At 62.3% G+C, this 18,146-nt stretch carries 17 protein-coding genes; 7 read left to right on the top strand and 10 right to left on the bottom strand.

Annotated features, from left to right (window positions below; all coding sequences use genetic code 11):
• From GSM73_RS13740 to GSM73_RS13710, 7 genes are all read left to right on the top strand, one after another.
• The coding region (locus GSM73_RS13740; RefSeq protein WP_218575703.1) for an alpha/beta fold hydrolase at nucleotides 1-815 on the top strand (815 nt) is incomplete at its 5' end.
• Nucleotides 816-947: 132 nt separating this feature from the next.
• Nucleotides 948-1,895, top strand: a complete 948-nt coding sequence (locus tag GSM73_RS13735; RefSeq protein ID WP_047229365.1) for a LysR family transcriptional regulator — start codon at nucleotides 948-950, stop codon at nucleotides 1,893-1,895.
• Complete coding sequence (locus tag GSM73_RS13730; protein WP_139050656.1) at nucleotides 1,892-2,305, top strand: DoxX family protein; 414 nt, start codon at nucleotides 1,892-1,894, stop codon at nucleotides 2,303-2,305. Before GSM73_RS13735 ends, GSM73_RS13730 begins: the two co-directional genes overlap by 4 nt.
• Nucleotides 2,298-2,924: an antibiotic biosynthesis monooxygenase gene (locus GSM73_RS13725; RefSeq protein ID WP_047229367.1), complete on the top strand. Its 627-nt coding sequence runs from the start codon at nucleotides 2,298-2,300 to the stop codon at nucleotides 2,922-2,924. The genes GSM73_RS13730 and GSM73_RS13725 overlap by 8 nt, the downstream gene beginning before the upstream one ends.
• 145 nt (nucleotides 2,925-3,069) lie before the next feature.
• Nucleotides 3,070-4,908, top strand: coding sequence for an amidohydrolase (locus GSM73_RS13720; protein ID WP_076385492.1), 1,839 nt, complete (start codon nucleotides 3,070-3,072; stop codon nucleotides 4,906-4,908).
• A gap of 146 nt (nucleotides 4,909-5,054) precedes the next feature.
• On the top strand, nucleotides 5,055-5,690 hold the full coding sequence (ycaC, locus tag GSM73_RS13715) for an isochorismate family cysteine hydrolase YcaC (protein ID WP_076385491.1): 636 nt from the start codon (nucleotides 5,055-5,057) through the stop codon (nucleotides 5,688-5,690).
• A gap of 250 nt (nucleotides 5,691-5,940) precedes the next feature.
• The gene (locus GSM73_RS13710) at nucleotides 5,941-6,819 is read left to right on the top strand and encodes a LysR family transcriptional regulator (RefSeq protein ID WP_047227745.1); all 879 of its coding nucleotides are present in this window, start codon (nucleotides 5,941-5,943) and stop codon (nucleotides 6,817-6,819) included.
• 55 nt (nucleotides 6,820-6,874) lie between these two features.
• Here the strand turns inward: GSM73_RS13710 and GSM73_RS13705 are convergent, their stop codons facing one another.
• The 10 genes from GSM73_RS13705 to GSM73_RS13660 form a co-directional block, all read right to left on the bottom strand.
• Nucleotides 6,875-7,351, bottom strand: coding sequence for a hemerythrin domain-containing protein (locus tag GSM73_RS13705; RefSeq protein WP_160892945.1), 477 nt, complete (start codon nucleotides 7,349-7,351; stop codon nucleotides 6,875-6,877).
• A gap of 201 nt (nucleotides 7,352-7,552) precedes the next feature.
• Nucleotides 7,553-8,656, bottom strand: coding sequence for an NAD(P)/FAD-dependent oxidoreductase (locus tag GSM73_RS13700; RefSeq protein ID WP_160892943.1), 1,104 nt, complete (start codon nucleotides 8,654-8,656; stop codon nucleotides 7,553-7,555).
• A gap of 129 nt (nucleotides 8,657-8,785) precedes the next feature.
• Entirely contained in the window at nucleotides 8,786-10,249 is a 1,464-nt protein-coding gene (gene nuoN, locus GSM73_RS13695; protein ID WP_047227742.1) for an NADH-quinone oxidoreductase subunit NuoN, read from the bottom strand.
• Between the two features lie 7 nt (nucleotides 10,250-10,256).
• On the bottom strand, nucleotides 10,257-11,789 hold the full coding sequence (gene nuoM / locus GSM73_RS13690) for an NADH-quinone oxidoreductase subunit M (RefSeq protein ID WP_047227741.1): 1,533 nt from the start codon (nucleotides 11,787-11,789) through the stop codon (nucleotides 10,257-10,259).
• A 39-nt stretch (nucleotides 11,790-11,828) separates the two neighbouring features.
• On the bottom strand, nucleotides 11,829-13,682 hold the full coding sequence (gene nuoL / locus GSM73_RS13685) for an NADH-quinone oxidoreductase subunit L (protein ID WP_107322295.1): 1,854 nt from the start codon (nucleotides 13,680-13,682) through the stop codon (nucleotides 11,829-11,831).
• Complete coding sequence (gene nuoK, locus GSM73_RS13680; RefSeq protein ID WP_044463936.1) at nucleotides 13,679-13,987, bottom strand: NADH-quinone oxidoreductase subunit NuoK; 309 nt, start codon at nucleotides 13,985-13,987, stop codon at nucleotides 13,679-13,681. The genes nuoL and nuoK overlap by 4 nt, the downstream gene beginning before the upstream one ends.
• A 4-nt stretch (nucleotides 13,988-13,991) precedes the next feature.
• A complete protein-coding gene (gene nuoJ / locus GSM73_RS13675; protein WP_047227739.1) occupies nucleotides 13,992-14,492 on the bottom strand; it encodes an NADH-quinone oxidoreductase subunit J in 501 nt (166 codons plus the stop codon).
• Between the two features lie 9 nt (nucleotides 14,493-14,501).
• The gene (gene nuoI, locus GSM73_RS13670) at nucleotides 14,502-15,050 is read right to left on the bottom strand and encodes an NADH-quinone oxidoreductase subunit NuoI (RefSeq protein ID WP_047227738.1); all 549 of its coding nucleotides are present in this window, start codon (nucleotides 15,048-15,050) and stop codon (nucleotides 14,502-14,504) included.
• Between the two features lie 11 nt (nucleotides 15,051-15,061).
• Nucleotides 15,062-16,069, bottom strand: coding sequence for an NADH-quinone oxidoreductase subunit NuoH (nuoH, locus tag GSM73_RS13665; RefSeq protein WP_047227737.1), 1,008 nt, complete (start codon nucleotides 16,067-16,069; stop codon nucleotides 15,062-15,064).
• Nucleotides 16,066-18,146, bottom strand: a 2,081-nt coding sequence (locus GSM73_RS13660) for a molybdopterin-dependent oxidoreductase (RefSeq protein WP_256676901.1), incomplete at its 5' end; no start/stop codon positions are given. The genes nuoH and GSM73_RS13660, both read right to left, overlap by 4 nt.

The raw sequence follows: 18,146 nt of genomic DNA, 5'->3' as shown, positions 1-18,146 counted from the left end.
CCTTCATCACCCGCGACGGCACCGAGATCTACTACAAGGATTGGGGCAGTGGTCAACCGGTGGTCTTCAGCCACGGCTGGCCGTTGAACTCGGACAGTTGGGAGGCGCAGATGATGTTCCTGGCGTCCAACGGTTACCGCGTGATCGCCCATGACCGCCGCGGGCACGGGCGCTCCAGCCAGCCGTGGGACGGCAACGACATGGACACCTATGCCGATGACCTGGCCGAGCTGATCGAGCGGTTGGACCTCAAGGAAGCGGTGCTGCTGGGCTTCTCCACCGGCGGTGGCGAAGTCGCCCGCTACATGGGGCGTCATGGTGCCGCCCGCGTCGCCAAGCTCGGGCTGATCTCGGCGGTGACCCCGTTGATGCTCAAGACCCCGGCCAACCCGGGTGGCTTGCCCGTGCAGGTGTTCGACGGTTTCCGCCAGGCCTCCCTGGCTGACCGATCTCAGCTATACAAAGATGTGGCCAGTTCGTTCTTCGGTGCCAATCGGCCGGGCGCCAAGGTCTCCCAGGGCATGATCGACTGGTTCTGGATGCAGGGCATGCTCGCCGGTCACAAGAACACCTACGACTGCATCAAGGCGTTCTCGGAGACGGATCTGTCCGAAGACCTGCGCAATATCGATGTGCCGACCCTGGTGGTGCATGGCGATGATGATCAGGTGGTCCCCATCGAAACCGCCGGCATCGCCGCCGCCAAGTTGCTCAAGAACTCGCAGTTGCTGATCTACCCCGGCGCGCCGCATGGCCTGACCGATACCCACAAGGACCGCCTGAACGCGGACCTGCTGGCGTTTATCCAGGGTTGACCAAGCCGCAAGCCTGTGGGAGCGAGCCTGCTCGCGAAAGCGGTGGGTCAGCTGGCACTTATGTCGACTGTGCTACCACATTCGCGAGCAGGCTCGCTCCCACAGGACCGGTATTCAACAGGAACAACACCCATGAACCGCAATGATTTACGCCGCCTCGACATGAACCTGCTGGTGATCTTCGAGGCGCTGATGTTCGAGAAGAACCTGACCCGTGTCGCCGAAAAGCTGTTCATGGGCCAGCCGGCGGTAAGCGCTGCGCTGGGACGGCTGCGGGATCTGTTTGACGATCCGCTGCTGATCCGCAACGGTCGCGGCATGGAGCCGACGCCGCGGGCCCTGGCGATCCTGCAGGAACTGCAGCCGGCCATGGATACGATTTCGGGCGCGGTCAGCCGGGCCAAGGCTTTCGATCCATCCACCAGTTGCGACGTATTCCGCATCGGTTTGTCCGACGATGCCGAATTCGGCCTGTTTCCACCCTTGCTCAGTCAACTGCGCGAAGAAGCACCCGGCATCATTGTGGTGGTGCGCCGGGCCAATTTTCTGCTGATGTCGTCGCTGCTGGCCAGTGGTGAAATCAGCGTCGGCGTGAGTTACACCACCGACCTGCCGGCCAATGCCAAGCGCAAGAAGTTGCGCGACATTCCCTGCAAGGTCTTGCGCGGCGACCAGCGCCCTGGGCCGCTGACCCTGGACGAATACTGCGCGCGGCCCCATGCCATGGTTTCGTTTTCGGGCGACCTGAGCGGCAATATCGACCTGGACCTGGCCCGCATTGGTCGAACGCGCAAAGTGGTGTTGGCGGTGCCGCAGTTCAGCGGTCTGCGAGCCTTGCTGGCAGGCACCGAACTGATCGCCACCGTGCCTGACTACGCCGCCTGCGCGCTGGTGGAAGGCTGCGCGTTGCGCGCTGAGGATCCGCCGTTCCAGATCAATGCCGCCGAGTTGTCGATGGTTTGGAGCGGTGTGCATGACAACGATCCGGCCGAGCGCTGGCTGCGCTCGCGCATTGCCACCCACATGTCTCAATCGTTACCGGCCGCCGCCTATGCGGATCTGGATGGAGTACAGCGATGAGCAATGTGCACGAACGTTCCCTGCAGGATCTGGGTTTGCTGTTTCTGCGCCTGAGCGGTGGGCTGTTTTTACTGTGGGTCCACGGGCTGCCCAAGCTGTTGCATTACAGCGTTGAGCTGACGCGCATCGAGGATCCGTTTCACCTGGGCGCCGCGCCCACCCTGATGCTGGCGATTTTCGCCGAAGTGCTTTGCCCCCTGTTGATCATGGCCGGGGTCCTCGTGCGTCTGGCGTGCGTGCCCATCCTGTTTCTGCTGGCCGTCGCACTTGTGGTGGTACACCCGCAGTGGACCCTGGAAGAAGGGCAGTTCGGCTGGCTGCTGCTGATTGTATTTACCAGCGTGTTGATTGCCGGGCCTGGGCGTCTGGCGATGAACACGCGTTTTGTTGGAGTGCTACGTCATGTCTGAACCTCAAACCGTTGAATCCACCAGCGGCCCTGCAAAACCCGGCTTCGACGAAATCGTCACCCTGGTGATCAAGCACCGGATCAAGTCCGGCCAGGACGCGGCTTATGAGGCCTGGTTGCGCCGCACTGTGCGGGTGGCTGGTCAGTGGCCTGGGCACTTGGGTGTGGATGTGGTGCGGGGCAAGCTGGGCGGGCTGTCGCTGTTTACCTGCGTGCTGCGTTTCTGCTCCACCGAGGCGATGCAACGCTGGCTGGATTCGCCCCAGCGCCGCGAGCTGGTGGAAGAGGCCGCGCCGCTGCTGGCTGATGGCGACCAGACCGAAGTCGCCCCCCACAAGGAGTTCTGGTTCGCCCCGCTGGCCGATGCCGCCATTCCTCCGCCACGCTGGAAACAGGCGGTGGTGACGCTGTTGGTCATCCTGCCCCACACCTTGCTGGTACCGCTGATCTGGGGGCCTGTGCTGCAACTTCACGCATTTCTTTCCAACTACGTAGTCGCCACATTCCTGATCACCCTGACCATCGTGCTGTCGGTGGTGTACGTGTGCATGCCGCTGGCCACCCGCCTGTTCGCGCCGTGGCTAGAAGCCTCTCAAACCCACGAACACCTGGAGCCCTAAGCAGCGCCGAGCTGTTGTGACAAACACTGTTGTGGCAAGGGGGTTTTGTGGCGAGGGGATTTATCCCCGCTGGCTGCGGAGCAGCCCCCTGCTAAATGCCACCACCGATTGATTCACCTGCACATTTATCGCCAAAGGAAGTCCGATGAACGCCGATCTGATTCTATTCAATGGCCAGTTCCATACCGTCGACCGTGAGAAACCCCGCGCCAGTGCGGTCGCCATCAGCCAGGGGCGCTTCGTCGCGGTAGGGACCGACGCCGAGGCCATGGCCCTGCGCGGCAGCGGCACCCAGGTTATCGACCTCAAGGGCCGTACCGTCATCCCCGGGCTCAATGACTCGCACTTGCACCTGATCCGTGGTGGCCTGAACTACAACCTGGAACTGCGCTGGGAAGGCGTGCCTTCCCTGGCCGATGCCTTGCGCATGCTCAAGGACCAGGCAGATCGCACACCGACGCCGCAATGGGTGCGGGTGGTGGGCGGCTGGAACGAATTCCAGTTTGCCGAAAAACGCATGCCGACCCTGGAAGAACTCAACCAGGCAGCCCCGGACACCCCGGTATTCGTCTTGCACCTGTATGACCGTGCCTTGCTCAACCGCGCCGCCTTGCGAGTGGCCGGCTACACCCGCGATACGCCAAACCCGCCGGGCGGCGAGATCGTGCGCGACAGCAAGGGCGAACCCACCGGCATGCTGGTGGCGCGGCCCAACGCAATGATCCTTTACTCGACCTTGGCCAAGGGGCCGAAGCTGCCTTTGGAGTACCAGGTCAACTCCACGCGCCAGTTCATGCGTGAACTCAATCGCCTGGGCCTGACCAGCGCCATTGATGCCGGCGGCGGTTTCCAGAATTACCCGGATGATTACGCGGTGATCGAGCAGTTGGCCCGGGAGCAGCAGTTGACGGTGCGCATCGCCTACAACCTGTTCACCCAGAAGCCCAAGGAAGAACTCACCGACTTCAAGAACTGGACCGGCAGCGTCAAGTTGCACCAGGGCGATGACTTCCTGCGGCACAACGGCGCCGGTGAGATGTTGGTGTTTTCGGCAGCGGATTTTGAAGACTTCCTCGAACCGCGTCCGGACCTGCCACCGGGCATGGAGCAAGATCTGGAGCCGGTGGTTCGGCACCTGGTGGAGCAGCGCTGGCCGTTCCGCCTGCATGCCACCTATGACGAATCCATCAGCCGCATGCTCGATGTGTTCGAGAAGGTCAACCGCGACATTCCGTTCAACGGTCTGCCGTGGTTCTTCGACCACGCCGAGACCATCACACCGAAGAACATCGAACGCGTGCGAGCGCTGGGCGGCGGTATCGCAATCCAGGACCGCATGGCCTTCCAGGGTGAATATTTCGTCGATCGCTACGGTGCCAAGGCCGCCGAAGCCACGCCACCGATCAAGCGCATGCTGGCCGAAGGCGTACCGGTGGGGGCTGGTACCGACGCTACTCGGGTGTCGAGCTACAACCCCTGGACCTCGCTGTACTGGATGGTCAGCGGCCGCACCGTCGGTGGCCTCTCGTTGCACGAAGAAGGCCTGCCGCGCCTGACGGCGCTGGAACTGTTCACCCATGGCAGCGCCTGGTTCTCCTCGGAGCAGGGCAAGAAAGGCCAGATCAAGGTCGGCCAACTGGCGGACCTGGCGGCACTGAGCGCGGATTTCTTCAGCGTCGAGGAAGAGGCCATCAAGTGGATCGAGTCGGTGCTGACAGTGGTCGACGGCAAGGTGGTGTACGCCGCCGGCGACTTCGAAAAACTCGGCCCCGCCAGCGTGCCGGTACTCCCGGACTGGTCGCCGGTGGTCAAGGTGCCCGGCCACTGGCGTCCGACTTCACCGTTGCAGGCGCAAGTCCACCAGTGCAGCGGCCCGTGCACGGTGCACGCCCATAGCCATGAACGGGCGCGGCTGTCGAACGTTCCAGTCAGCGATTTTCAGGGCTTCTGGGGCGCGTTTGGCTGCTCCTGCTTTGCTTTCTGACTAACGCACCGATTCTCCCCTGTGGGAGCGAGCCTGCTCGCGAAGGCGTCGGCAAATCCGACGTAGCCGCAAGCTGACATACCGTCATCGCGAGCAGGCTCGCTCCCACATTGTTTTTCAATACATCCATCCAAAGGAGTCATCCCATGAGCAACGTTCCTGCTTACGCTTACAATCGCCTGAACAAGGACGACGCAGTCGTTCTGCTGGTCGATCACCAGACGGGTCTGATTTCCCTGGTCCAGGACTTCTCGCCCAACGAGTTCAAGAACAACGTGCTGGCCCTGGCTGACCTGGCGAAATTCTTCGGGCTGCCAACCATCCTGACCACCAGCTTCGAAGACGGCCCTAACGGCCCGATCGTGCCAGAGCTCAAGGAAATGTTCCCGGACGCGCCGTACATCCCGCGCCCAGGCCAGATCAACGCCTGGGACAATGAAGACTTCGTCAAGGCGATCAAGGCCACCGGTCGCAAGCAACTGATCATCGCTGGCGTGGTAACCGACGTCTGCGTGGCATTCCCGACGCTGTCGGCGCTGGCCGAAGGTTTCGAAGTGTTCGTCGTCACCGACGCTTCGGGCACGTTCAACGAAACCGTGCAACAGGCGGCCTGGGTGCGCATGACGGCTGCCGGCGCGCAGATGATGAACTGGTTCTCGGTGGCCTGTGAGCTGCACCGCGACTGGCGCAACGACATCGAAGGCCTGGGCAATCTGCTGTCCCAGCGTATTCCCAACTACCGCAACCTGATGAACAGCTATTCGGCGCTGACCGCCAAGTAAGCTGAGTGGTTGCTGCTGGATGACGCCCGCCTTGTGCGGGCGTTTTTGTGCATGGCATCCACTTTTAGGCAAGCTGATCGGCCGTCATCGCGAGCAGGCTCGCTCCCACATTTATTCAGGGTGACCACAAGATCCTTGTGGGAGCAAAGCTTGCTCGCGATGACGGCTACACCTTCACCCTCTATGCAACCTGTCTCACCCTATCCACAATACCCACCAGAACATCCCGACTGTCCACCCTGGAATGACAATGAATCCCTTCGAAGAAATGCGCATTTTTGCCCAGGTCATGGAGTCGGGCAGTTTCACCGCGGCGGCGGAAAAGCTCGGGCTGTCCAAGCAGTTCGTCAGCCGCAAGCTCATGGAACTGGAGCAACGACTGGGCGTGCGTTTGCTCAATCGCTCGACACGACGGCTGGATGTGACACCGCTGGGCCAGCGCTATTACGAAGCAGCGCTGCGCCTGCTCAGTGAAGTCGAACAGGTGGAGCAGGGCATCAGCGGCCAGACCAGCGAGCCTCGCGGCACCATTCGTCTTAGCGCACCACTTTCGTTCGCGGTCGCGCACCTGGGCAGCCTGTTACCGCTGTTCTTGCAGCGCCACCAAGAGGTGAGTGTCGAAGTGGATTTGAGTGATCGCTCGGTTGACCTGCTGGGGGAAGGCTACGACATCGCGCTGCGCATTGGCGTGCTGGAGGATTCGACGTTGATCGCCCGGCGTATCGCGACCATCGAGCGAGTGTACTGCGCCAGCCCCGCCTACCTGGCGCAACGCGGCACGCCCGAACGGCCCGAAGACCTACGCAATCACGATTGCCTGCCCTATGGGCATAGCCGTCAGGTGCAATGGCGGTTCGGTGGACGCAGCAAACCGCTGACCCTGGAGGTCGCCGGACGCATGCGTGCCAATAACGGCGATTTACTCAGGGACGCGGCTATCGCGGGCATGGGCATCACGTATCTGCCGACGTTCATTGTCGGAGAGGCATTGAAGGACGGTCGATTGATCAAGGTGCTCGAAGGCTTCGAGACAGAGGCCTTGGCGCTGTCGGCGGTCTATCCGCAACATCGGCAAAGTTCGCGCCCGGTGCAGGCGCTGTTGGAGTTCTTGCGAGAACAGATGCAGTGAGCTGCCCGGCTGCGTTCAGCCGTGGCAAACGGCTGAACGCATCGGCAGCGCCTGATCAAGCGGCCATGCTGGAGCTGCTCATTTCTTTTTTGTACTGCGCCTTCATGGCTTCCATCTGCTCGCCCAACGACTCCAGCGTCGCTTTGCCCAGCAGCTTTTTGGCTTGAGGGAACATCTCGGTTTCCTCTTCTTCGATATGGTGCTCAAGCAACTCTTTGACCACTTTCACCCGGCCGGCAAATTCTGGGGTGGACGGGTCGGTGTTCTTCAGGTCCGGCAGCACCAGCGAGTCGACGGTGCGGTGCTCTTCCTTGGCCTCGTAGTACATCTCGGCCTGCTCCTTGCCGCCGGCCTGCTTGTAGGCCGGATAGAGAATCTCTTCTTCCAGTCGGGTATGAATGGAGATTTCCATTTCCAGCTTCGCCAACAGGTCGGTGCGTTTCTTGATGCCCCGGCTGGTTGATTCGCTCAGCTGGGCAAGGATGGCCTTGACGCGTTCATGGTCGGCTTTCAACAGGTCGATGGCGTTCATATGTAGCTCCTGGCAATTCACGGATGCGGGCCGGCTTCAAGCGCCAACGCCGCGTTACAGGGAAATTGCATCAGTCGTGCCAGCCAATGATTTATATAAACTCGTTTTAAAACAGCAGGTTATATCAGTCTGTTTTTTGCGGGTCGTGCAGCCTGCATGAGGGCATGGAAAAATGCATTGCACTTTGCGCTGCCCCCACCGCTAGACGATCAGTTGCCGCACCCGCCCGGCAAGCGCCAGGCAGGAGGTCAGCCCTGGCGATTCGATCCCGAACAGATTGATCAGCCCCGGGACCTGATGCTCGGCGGGGCTGCTGATGAGGAAGTCCCGGGCCGGTTCATCGGGGCCGGAAATTTTCGGACGGATGCCGCTGTAGCCCGGTTGTAGGCTTTGGTCCGGCAAGCCTGGCCAATAATTGCGAATCGCCGGGTAGAAGGCTTCGGCGCGGGCCGGGTCCACGCGGTAGTCCTCGCGCTCGAGCCACTCGGTGTCCGGACCGAAACGGGCCTGGCCCGCCATATCCAAGGTCATGTGAATGCCCAGGCCGGCAGCTTCCGGAGCGGGGTAGATCAGATGCCGGAAAGGCGCGCGTCCAGTCAGGCTGAAGTAGTTGCCCTTGCACAGATAATCGCGGGGCACCGAGTGCGGCGCCAAGCCTTCGATACGGCGGGCGAGGGCGGGCGCCTGGAGGCCGGCGGCGTTGATCAGTCGGCGGCAGGACAGACTCATCTGCGCCGTACCACCCAGCTCCAGCATGAAACCTCCGGTGATGGTCCGTGCCCTCAGCAAGGGCGTGTGAAATACGATGTCGGCACCGGCCGCTTCGGCATCCCCCTGCAAGGCCAGCATCAGTGCGTGCGCGTCGACGATACCGGTGGAAGGCGAATACAGCGCGGCGACGCAGGCCAGAGCGGGCTCCAGCTCCAGCGCCTGCTGCTGATCGAGCAGACGCAGGTCGTCGACACCGTTCTTCAATCCTCGCTCAAGCAAGGCCTTGAGCCCCTCCACCTGAAGCTGATCCTTGGCAACGATCAATTTGCCAAGCCTGTGGGTCGCGACCCCATGACTCGCGCAATACGCGTACAACTGTTGGCGACCTTCGACGCACAGTTGCGCCTTGAGGCTCCCCGGAGGGTAATAAATGCCGGCATGGATGACTTCGGAATTGCGCGAGCTGGTGCCCATGCCGATGGCTTCGCCGGCTTCGATCAACAGCACTTCGTGACCGGTCTGGGCCAGTTCCCGAGCCACGGCGAGCCCGACCACGCCCGCGCCCACCACCACGCAATCGATGTCCATGCCCAAAGCCTTTCCCTCTTGGAGTCGTATGTTCAAGCGCCTCAGGATAGCCCGAGGTAGGCGACTTCTACAGCCCAAAAAAAATGCCCGTATCAAGCGATACGGGCATTTTTTGATGCTACAGCGTTCGGGTGATCAACCCGTCAGGCCGGCCTGCTGAACCAGGGTCAGCAACGGCTGCGGGTACACACCGAGGAAGAACGCCAGTACGGCGATAGCCAGCAGCATCACGCCGCCTGCCTTCTGTTCCCAGTGCAACTCGGCATCGTGGCGACGCAGGTTCGGTTCCATCAGGTACAGGGTGACCATCACGCGCAGGTAGTAGAACACGCCGATGGCACTGCCCAGCACCAGGGAGCCGACCAGCCACCATTGGTGAGCCTCGACGCCGGTGGCAATGATGTAGAACTTGCCGATGAAGCCTGCGGTCAGCGGGATGCCGGCCAGGGACAGCATCATCACGGTCAGCACGGCGGTCAGGTACGGACGGCGCCAGAACAGGCCGCGGTATTCGTACAGTGCGTCGGCGTCACGGCCGTTGTACGGCGAGGACATCAGGGTGATCACGCCGAACGCGCCAAGGCTGGTGATCACGTAGGTGACCAGGTACACGCCGATGGCTTCCACCGCCAGGCCCTTGCTGGCGATCAGCGCGATCAGCAGGTAACCGAAGTGGGCGATGGACGAGTAACCCAGCAGACGCTTGAGGTTGCTCTGGGTCAGCGCCAGCAGGTTACCGAACAGAATCGACGCGATGGCAATGATGGTCAGCACGTCGCTCAGCACACCGCTGCTGGCCACTGGCGAGATCTGGAACAACCGCACCATCACCGCGAACACTGCGACTTTCGACGCGGTGGCCAGGAACGCCGCCACCGGTGCCGGGGCGCCTTCGTAGACGTCCGGGGTCCAGAGGTGGAAAGGCACCAGCGACAGTTTGAACGCCAGGCCGATCAGCATCATGCCCAGGCCCAGTTGCGCGATCGGGCTAGGCAGGCCGGTGGCCGCCAGGGCCTGACCGATGCCGACGAAGCTCAGGGTGCCGGCTTCGGCGTAGAGCAGGGCCATGCCGAACAACAGGAACGCGGAACCGGCGGCCGACAGCACCATGTACTTGATGCCCGCTTCCAGGGAGCGCTTGTTGAAGAAGGCATAGGCCACCAGACCGTAGACCGGCACCGACAGCAGCTCCAGACCGATGAACAGGCTGGCCAGGTGCTGCGCGCTGACCAGGACCAGGCCACCGGCGGCGGCCATCAGGATCAGCAGGTACAGTTCTTCACGGTTGCCCGGGTAACCCGTACCGCCATCGCCGAGGTAGGCGTGGGCGAGGGTGACGCAGGCGAGGGTGGCGACCAGGATCAGCGCCATGTACAGGCACGCGAAGCTGTCGATCTGCAACAGCGGGGTGACCGCCAGCGGCGCGACTTTCAGGGCCGGCAAAATCGACAGCAGGGCCAGGTTCAGCCCCGCCACCGACAGCAGGAAGGTCTGTGAGTGATTGCGCCGCCAGGCGATCGCCAGCATCACCACGATGATCGTGGCGCTGGTGATCAACAGCGGCGCAAGCGCGATAAAGTGTTGAATCGTGAATTCCATAGCGCTCTTACCGGGCCGAAGCGAGTTGAGAGAAGGCGGTGCCGAGCCACTGCTGCACGCCATGCATCGTGGCGGCAGAGGTGTCGAGGAACGGTTGCGGGTAGACGCCGAGGTAAACCAGCAGCACCGCAAGGCCGAGCACCATGATCAGTTCGCGACCGTCCATGCCGCGCAGCACTTCATCCGACTTGGTCGGGCCGAAGTAGGCGCGGTGGATCATGATCAGCGAGTAGACCGAACCGAACACCAGGCCAGAGGTGGCGATGGCGGTGATCCACGGAGCGCTGACGAACGAGCCGATCAGGATCAGGAACTCGCCGACGAAGTTACCGGTGCCCGGCAGGCCCAGGGACGCCGCGGCGAAGAACAGACTGATGGCCGGCAGGTAAGCGATGCGCGACCAGATACCGCCCATTTCACGCATGTCCCGAGTGTGCAGACGCTCGTACAACTGGCCGCTGAGGATAAACAGTGCCGCAGCCGACAGACCGTGGGCCAGCATCTGGATCACCGCGCCTTGCAGGGCCAACTGGCTGCCGGAGTAGATCCCGATCAGCACAAAGCCCATGTGCGAAACACTGGAGAAGGCGATCAGGCGCTTGATGTCGGTCTGGGCGAACGCCAGGAACGCACCGTAGAAAATCCCGATCAGACCCAGGGTCATGGCAATCGGCGCGAACTCGGCCGAGGCATTGGGAAACAGCGGCAGGGCGAAACGCAGCAGGCCGTAGGCGGCGGTTTTGAGCAGGATACCGGCCAGGTCCACGGAACCTGCGGTCGGCGCCTGGGCGTGGGCGTCCGGCAGCCAGGAGTGGAACGGCACCACCGGCAGCTTCACCGCGAAGGCAATGAAGAAGCCCAGCATCAGCACGTACTCGGTGGTGCGCGACATCTGCACTTTCAACAGGTCGGCGTAGTTGAAGGTAATCACGCCGGTGTTGTTGAAGTTGACCAGCACCAGGCCAAGGATCGCCACCAGCATGATCAGGCCGGAAGCCTGGGTGAAGATGAAGAACTTGGTCGCCGCGTAGATCCGGGTTTTCTTGCCGTCCGAAGAACTGTGACCCCAGAGCGCGATGAGGAAGTACATCGGCACCAGCATCATTTCCCAGAAGAAGAAGAACATGAACAGGTCCAGCGCCAGGAACACGCCGACAACACCGCCCAAGATCCACATCAGGTTCAGGTGGAAGAAACCGACGTGACGCTGGATCTCTTTCCAGGAGCACAGGACCGAGAGGATACCCAGCAGGCCGGTCAGCAGGATCATCAGCAGCGACAGGCCGTCGAGAGCCAGATGCACGCTGATACCGAAGCGTTCGATCCAGATGTGCTTGAACTCAAGCGCCCAGGTCGGATCGGCGCCAGGGGCCGGAGCAAATGAATAGTCGCCGGTCGCCCAGAGCCAGAGGCCGAGTGCGAGTTCCAGGGACATGGTCAGCAGCGCAATCCAGCGCGGGAGGGTGGAGCTTGAACGCTCCGCCATCCAGCACAGCAGGCCGCCGATGAAGGGGATCAGGATTAGCCAGGGCAGAATCATGACGGGCTCGTTTCCTTTCGCAAGTTCGCAAGGTTCATATCAGACCGCTACCAGCACGATGGCGCCGATAACCAGCACGGCGCCAGCCGCCATGGAAGCCGCATACCAACGCAGTTGACCGGTCTCGGTACGGCTCAGGGCAGTGTGGCCGCCCTTGGCCATGCGCGGGATCAGGCCAATGGTCTGGTCGAGCGGGTCTTTGCGCAGAATGTGGCTGATCGCAAGGTATGGCTTGACGAACAGTTTGTCGTAGATCCAGTCGAAGCCCCAGGCAGCGAACCACCAGGCCGAAAGGAATCGCCCGATGCCGCTGTTGGCGATCGCAGTGACGAAGCGACGCTTGCCCAGGAACAGCAGGGCGGCCAGCAGGATACCGGCCAGGGCAATGGCGCCCGAAGCGATTTCCAGGCTGTGCTTGGCGTCGCCGCCGGCATGGCCGACGCTTTGCGGCAGTACATCGGCCAGCGGTGGCGTGATCATTGCGCCGACGAAGGTCGACAGCACGATCAGCACCGACAGTGGCAGCCAGTGGGCAATGCCGTGGCCAGCGTGGGCTTCGGTCTTGGCTTCACCGTGGAACGCGATGAAGATCAGGCGGAAGGTGTACAGCGAGGTCATGAACGCACCCACCAGGCCGGCATAGAGCAGACCCTGGTTACCGCTGGCGAACGCTTCCCAGAGGATCTCGTCCTTGGAGTAGAAACCGGCGGTGACCAGTGGCAGGGCCGCCAGGGCCGCGCCGCCGACGATGAAGCTGGCGTAGGCCAGTGGCAGTTTCTTCCACAGGCCGCCCATCTTGAAGATGTTCTGCTCGTGGTGGCAGGCAACGATCACCGCACCGGAAGCAAGGAACAGCAGCGCCTTGAAGAAGGCGTGGGTCATCAGGTGGAAGATCGCGCCTTCCCAGGCGCCGACGCCCAGGGCCAGGAACATGTAGCCGATCTGGCTCATGGTCGAGTAGGCGAGGATACGCTTGATGTCGGTCTGGACCAGGGCTGCGAAACCGGCCAGCACCAATGTCACGCCGCCGACGATGCCGACCAGGTGCAGGATGTCTGGCGCCAGGGCGAACAGGCCGTGGGTGCGGGCGATCAGGTAGACACCGGCGGTCACCATGGTTGCGGCGTGGATCAGTGCCGAAACCGGGGTAGGGCCAGCCATCGCATCCGCCAGCCAGGTCTGCAACGGCAGTTGCGCGGATTTACCGACAGCGCCGCCCAGCAGCATCAGGGTCGCCAGGACGATCCAGAAGTCGCCGGCCTGGAAGTGCTGCGGAGCACGTACCAGCAGCTCCTGGATGTTTAGGGTGCCCAGTTGCTGGAACAGGATGAACAGGCCGATGGCCATGAACACGTCGCCGATCCGGGTCACGATGAACGCCTTGAGCGCCGCGTTACCGTTGTTGCGGTTGCTGTAGTAGAAACCGATCAGCAGGTACGAGCACAGGCCCACGCCTTCCCAGCCGAAGTACAGGAACAGCAGGTTATCGCCGAGCACCAGGAACAGCATGCTGGCGATGAACAGGTTGGTGTAGGCGAAGAAGCGCGAGTAACCGGCTTCGCCGCGCATGTACCAGGAGGCGAACAGGTGGATCAGGAAACCCACGCCGACCACCACGCCCAGCATGGTCACCGACAGGCCATCCAGGTACAGGGCGAAGTTCGGCGTGAAGCCTTCCACCGCCATCCACTGCCACAGCACCTGCACGTACGCGCCACCTTCAGGCGGGGCGACGTTGAACTGCCAGATCACGTAGGCCGTGACGATGGCAGACAGGCCGATGGACCCCACGCCAACCAGCGCCGAAAGGTTTTCCGACCAGCGTCCACGAGAGAACGACAGCAGCAGGAAACCGATGAGGGGAAATACGAAAGTCAGAAAGAGTAGGTTCATCCGCGCATCTCGCTGGCAGCGTCGATATCGAGAGTGTGGAAGCGGCGATACAGCTGCAACAGAATCGCCAGGCCGATACTGGCCTCAGCGGCTGCCAGGCTGATCACCAGGATGAACATGACTTGTCCATCCGGCTGCGCCCAGCGAGCGCCCGCGACGATGAAGGCCAGGGCGGAGGCATTCATCATGACCTCCAGGCTCATCAGCACGAACAGAATGTTGCGGCGGACCATCAGGCCGACCAGACCGAGGCAGAACAGGATGCCGGCAACCGCCAGACCATGCTCGAGAGGGATAGCAGGCATGTGATTACTCCTTCGCCTCGTTACGGCCCAAATGGAACGCCGTGACGGCTGCGGCAAGCAGCAGCATCGAGGCGAGTTCGACCACCAGCAGGTACGGACCGAACAGGCTGATGCCCACGGCCTTGGCGTCTACGGTGGTGTGGCCGATGGCCTGGCCGCTCTGGTGAGCGAACAGTACATACAGCAGTTCACCCAGCAGCAGCGCGGCGAGAATCACCGGCCCCGCCCAGATGCCCGGCTTGAGCCAGGAACGTTCTTGCTGCACCGAGGCCGGGCCCAGGTTCAGCATCATCACCACGAACACGAACAGCACCATGATGGCGCCGGCGTAGGCGATCACTTCCAGCGCACCGGCAAACGGCGCACCGAGGCTGAAGAAGGTCATGGCCACGGCGATCAGCGAGATGATCAGGTAGAGCAGGGCGTGCACAGGGTTGGTGTTGGTGACCACTCGAAGCGTGGAGACCACCGCGATACCCGATGCGAAATAGAAAGCGAATTCCATCTTTCTTCCTTAAGGCAGCAAGCTCTTCACGTTGATCGGTTCGGCTTCATTTTGCGCGGCGCCTTTTGGCTTACCGGCAATGGCCATACCTGCAACACGATAGAAGTTGTAATCAGGGTTTTTACCGGGACCGGAAATCAGCAGATCTTCTTTCTCGTACACCAGGTCCTGACGTTTGAACTCGGCCATTTCGAAATCCGGCGTGAGCTGGATCGCGGTGGTCGGGCACGCTTCCTCGCAGAGGCCGCAGAAAATGCAGCGCGAGAAGTTGATACGGAAGAAGTCCGGGTACCAGCGACCGTCTTCGGTTTCGGCTTTCTGCAACGAGATGCAGCCCACCGGGCACGCCACGGCGCACAGGTTGCAGGCCACGCAGCGTTCTTCGCCGTCGGGATCGCGGGTCAGGACGATGCGGCCGCGATAACGCGGCGGCAGGTAGACCGCTTCTTCAGGGTATTGCAGGGTGTCGCGCTTGCGAAAGCCATGGCCGAAGATCATGACCAGGCTTCGCAGTTGGGTACCGGTACCCTTAACGATGTCGCCAATATATTTGAACATGGGTCAAATCCTCACTGAACCGCGGCCGCAGGCGTGTTCATCAACACGATCGCAGCGGTCACCAGCAAATTGATCAGGGTCAGCGGCAGGCAGAATTTCCAGCTGAAGTCCATCACCTGGTCGTAGCGCGGGCGCGGGATCGAGGCGCGCAGCAGGACGAACAGCATGATGAAGAACGCGGTCTTCAGGGCGAACCAGACGAAGGACAGTTGCGGCAGGATGCCGAACGGACCGTGCCAGCCACCGAAGAACAACGTCACCAGCAGTGCCGAGATCAGGATGATGCCGATGTATTCACCGACGAAAAACATGCCCCATTTCATGCCGGCATATTCGATGTGATAGCCGTCGGCCAGTTCCTGTTCCGCTTCCGGTTGGTCGAAGGGGTGACGGTGAGTCACGGCCACGCCGGCCACGAAGAAGGTACAGAAACCGAAGAACTGCGGAATGATGAACCACAGGTTCTGGGCCTGGTACTCGACGATGTCGCGCATGTTGAACGAGCCGGCCTGGACCACCACGCCCATGAGCGCCAGGCCCATGAACACTTCGTAGGACACGGTCTGGGCCGAGGCCCGCAGGCTGCCCAGCAGGGCGAACTTGTTGTTGCTCGACCAGCCGGCGAACAGCACCGCGTACACCGACAGACCCGCCATGGCGAAGAAGAACAGCAGGCCGATGTTCAGGTCCGCCACGCCCCAGGTCGGGGTGATCGGGATGATCGCGAAGGCGATCAGCAAGGCGCTCATGGCCACGACCGGTGCCAGGGTGAAGATCACCTTGTCGGCAAACGGCGGCGTCCAGTCTTCCTTGAAGAACATCTTGATCATGTCGGCGGCGATCTGGAACATGCCGAACGGGCCGACGCGGTTCGGACCGTAGCGGTCCTGCCACCAGCCCAGCAGGCGACGTTCGACGAAACTCAGCAGCGCACCGCAGACCACCACGGCCAGCAGAATCACGATGGCCTTGAGAACCGTCAGGATCACGTCGATCACTTCAGGGGTAAACCAGCTCATTGCGCTGCCTCCTGCAGACCGTCGACGGTTTTGCCGAATATCGCCGGTGGAATACCCGCCAGGCCAGCCGGCAGGGCCACCAGGCCGGCGCCCAGTTCTTCATTGATGCGCAGCGGCAGACGCAAGGTCTGGCCCGCGACGTTCAGGCTCAGCAGGGCACCGTCGTTGACGCCCAGGCGATCGGCTTCGGACTTGGCCAGCGACACGTAGGCGGCCGGGATGCGTTCCTGGACCGGAGCGGCTTTGGAAGAGTTCTCTTCACTGCCGAACAGGTGATGGAACGGTACGACCTGCCAGGTGCCCGGTGCCGGGTTGAAGGCGCGCGGCACGCTGGCGAACCAGCTCAGGCCATCGCCCTGGCTTTCGATCAGGCGAGTGCCCGGGTCACCGGCACGCAGGTGACCGCCGACTTCGTCCTGGAACTTGTTCCAGGCTTGCGGCGAGTTCCAGCCCGGCGACCAGGCGAACGGCACTTGCGAGCGCGGTTCGGCGGAGCCCGAGTAACCTTCCATGGAGAACGAGAACGCAGTGTCGTTGTCCTGGGAGGTCCGTGGTTCGTGGACGCTGATGTCGGCGCGCATCGCGGTGCGACCGGAGTAGCGCAGCGGTTCGCGGGCCAGCTTCAGGCCCTTGATGCGGAACGCGGCCGATGGCGCGGCATCGACGATGCGAGCCAGTTGCGGGCTGCTCGAAGCGACGGCGGCGGTGACATGGTCCAGTTGCGTCCAGTCGATCGGCTGGTTCAGCAAGGTGGCGCGCAGGGCATGCAGCCAGCGCCAGCCTTCATGGACCAGGATGCTGGCGTCCAGGTAAGTCGGGTCGAACACCTGGAAGAAGCGCTGGGCGCGACCTTCCTGGCTGACCAGCGTACCGTCGCCTTCAGCGAAGCTCGCCGCCGGCAGCACCAGGTGGGCGCGGTCGGTGGTGGCGGTTTTCTGGTGGTCGGCAACGATCAGCACTTTCGCGGCATTCAGGGCAGCGTCCACCCGGGCCTTGTCGGTGCGGGTGTACAGGTCGTTTTCCAGCACCACGATGGCGTCGGCGCTGCCGTCGATCACCGCTTGCAGGGCCGCGTCCAGCGACTCGCCACCGAGCATGGCCAGGCCGAGGCTGTTGGCTTCCGGCACGATCAGGCTGATGGAACCGTTCTTCTCGCGCAGCTTCAGCGCCTTGGCGATGTTGGCGGCGGCTTCGATCAGTGCCTTGGAACCCAACGAGGTGCCGGCGATGATCAGTGGGCGTTTGGCCGCGAGCAGGGCGTCGGCGATACGCTGGGCCAGCGCGGCCGCTTCACTGTCCAAACCTTCGACGGCCGGGGCACTGGCGTCCAGGGCGTGGGCCACGGCAAAACCGATGCGCGCCAGGTCATCCGGTGCTGCGTGGACGCATTCTTCGGCGACGTCGTCGAGCTTGGTTTCAGCCAGGCTGGCAATGAACAGCGGGTTCAGCGCGTGCTGGCCGATGTTCTTCACGGCGGCATCGAGCCATGGCTGTACGCGCATGGCGTCGGCCATGTCTTCAGCCTTGCCCTTGACCGACTGGCGCAGGGCCAGGGCCATGCGCGCGGCGGTCTGGGTCAGGTCTTCACCCAGGACGAACACCGCATCGTGGTCTTCGATGTCACGCATCGTCGGCACGGGCAGCGGGCTGTCCTTGAGCACTTGCAGGACCAGGCGGATGCGTTCCAGCTCACCGGCTTCGATGCCACTGTAGAAGTGCTCGGCGCCGACCAGTTCACGCAGGGCGTAGTTGCTTTCCAGGCTGGCACGTGGCGAACCGATACCGACGATGTTGCGCCCGCGCAGCAGTTCGGCGGCCTTGTCCAGCGCTTCGTCCAGGCTCAGCTTGGCGCCGTTGGCGAGCAATGGCTGGCGCGGACGATCCTTGCGGTTGACGTAGCCATAGCCGAAACGGCCACGGTCGCACAGGAAGTACTGGTTCACCGAACCGTTGAAGCGGTTCTCGATGCGACGCAGTTCGCCGTAGCGTTCGCCCGGGGATATGTTGCAACCGCTGGAGCAGCCATGGCAGATGCTCGGCGAAAACTGCATGTCCCACTTGCGGTTGTAGCGCTCGG

Source organism: Pseudomonas sp. PICF6 (genome assembly GCF_009831705.1).
Classification (GTDB): Bacteria; Pseudomonadota; Gammaproteobacteria; order Pseudomonadales; family Pseudomonadaceae; genus Aquipseudomonas; species Aquipseudomonas rhizophila.
The sequence above is the reverse complement of the archived record's forward strand: the minus strand, read 5'-3'. Positions and strand labels throughout refer to the sequence as shown.

Coding starts and splice junctions, on each gene's coding strand:
- nuoI (WP_047227738.1), bottom strand. CDS start 15,050: ATGTTCAAATATATTGGCGACATCGTTAAGGGTACCGGTACCCAACTG.
- GSM73_RS13720 (WP_076385492.1), top strand. CDS start 3,070: ATGAACGCCGATCTGATTCTATTCAATGGCCAGTTCCATACCGTCGAC.
- nuoM (WP_047227741.1), bottom strand. CDS start 11,789: ATGATTCTGCCCTGGCTAATCCTGATCCCCTTCATCGGCGGCCTGCTG.
- nuoK (WP_044463936.1), bottom strand. CDS start 13,987: ATGCCTGCTATCCCTCTCGAGCATGGTCTGGCGGTTGCCGGCATCCTG.
- GSM73_RS13730 (WP_139050656.1), top strand. CDS start 1,892: ATGAGCAATGTGCACGAACGTTCCCTGCAGGATCTGGGTTTGCTGTTT.
- GSM73_RS13735 (WP_047229365.1), top strand. CDS start 948: ATGAACCGCAATGATTTACGCCGCCTCGACATGAACCTGCTGGTGATC.
- GSM73_RS13710 (WP_047227745.1), top strand. CDS start 5,941: ATGAATCCCTTCGAAGAAATGCGCATTTTTGCCCAGGTCATGGAGTCG.
- GSM73_RS13725 (WP_047229367.1), top strand. CDS start 2,298: ATGTCTGAACCTCAAACCGTTGAATCCACCAGCGGCCCTGCAAAACCC.
- GSM73_RS13705 (WP_160892945.1), bottom strand. CDS start 7,351: ATGAACGCCATCGACCTGTTGAAAGCCGACCATGAACGCGTCAAGGCC.
- nuoN (WP_047227742.1), bottom strand. CDS start 10,249: ATGGAATTCACGATTCAACACTTTATCGCGCTTGCGCCGCTGTTGATC.
- nuoJ (WP_047227739.1), bottom strand. CDS start 14,492: ATGGAATTCGCTTTCTATTTCGCATCGGGTATCGCGGTGGTCTCCACG.
- ycaC (WP_076385491.1), top strand. CDS start 5,055: ATGAGCAACGTTCCTGCTTACGCTTACAATCGCCTGAACAAGGACGAC.
- nuoH (WP_047227737.1), bottom strand. CDS start 16,069: ATGAGCTGGTTTACCCCTGAAGTGATCGACGTGATCCTGACGGTTCTC.
- nuoL (WP_107322295.1), bottom strand. CDS start 13,682: ATGAACCTACTCTTTCTGACTTTCGTATTTCCCCTCATCGGTTTCCTG.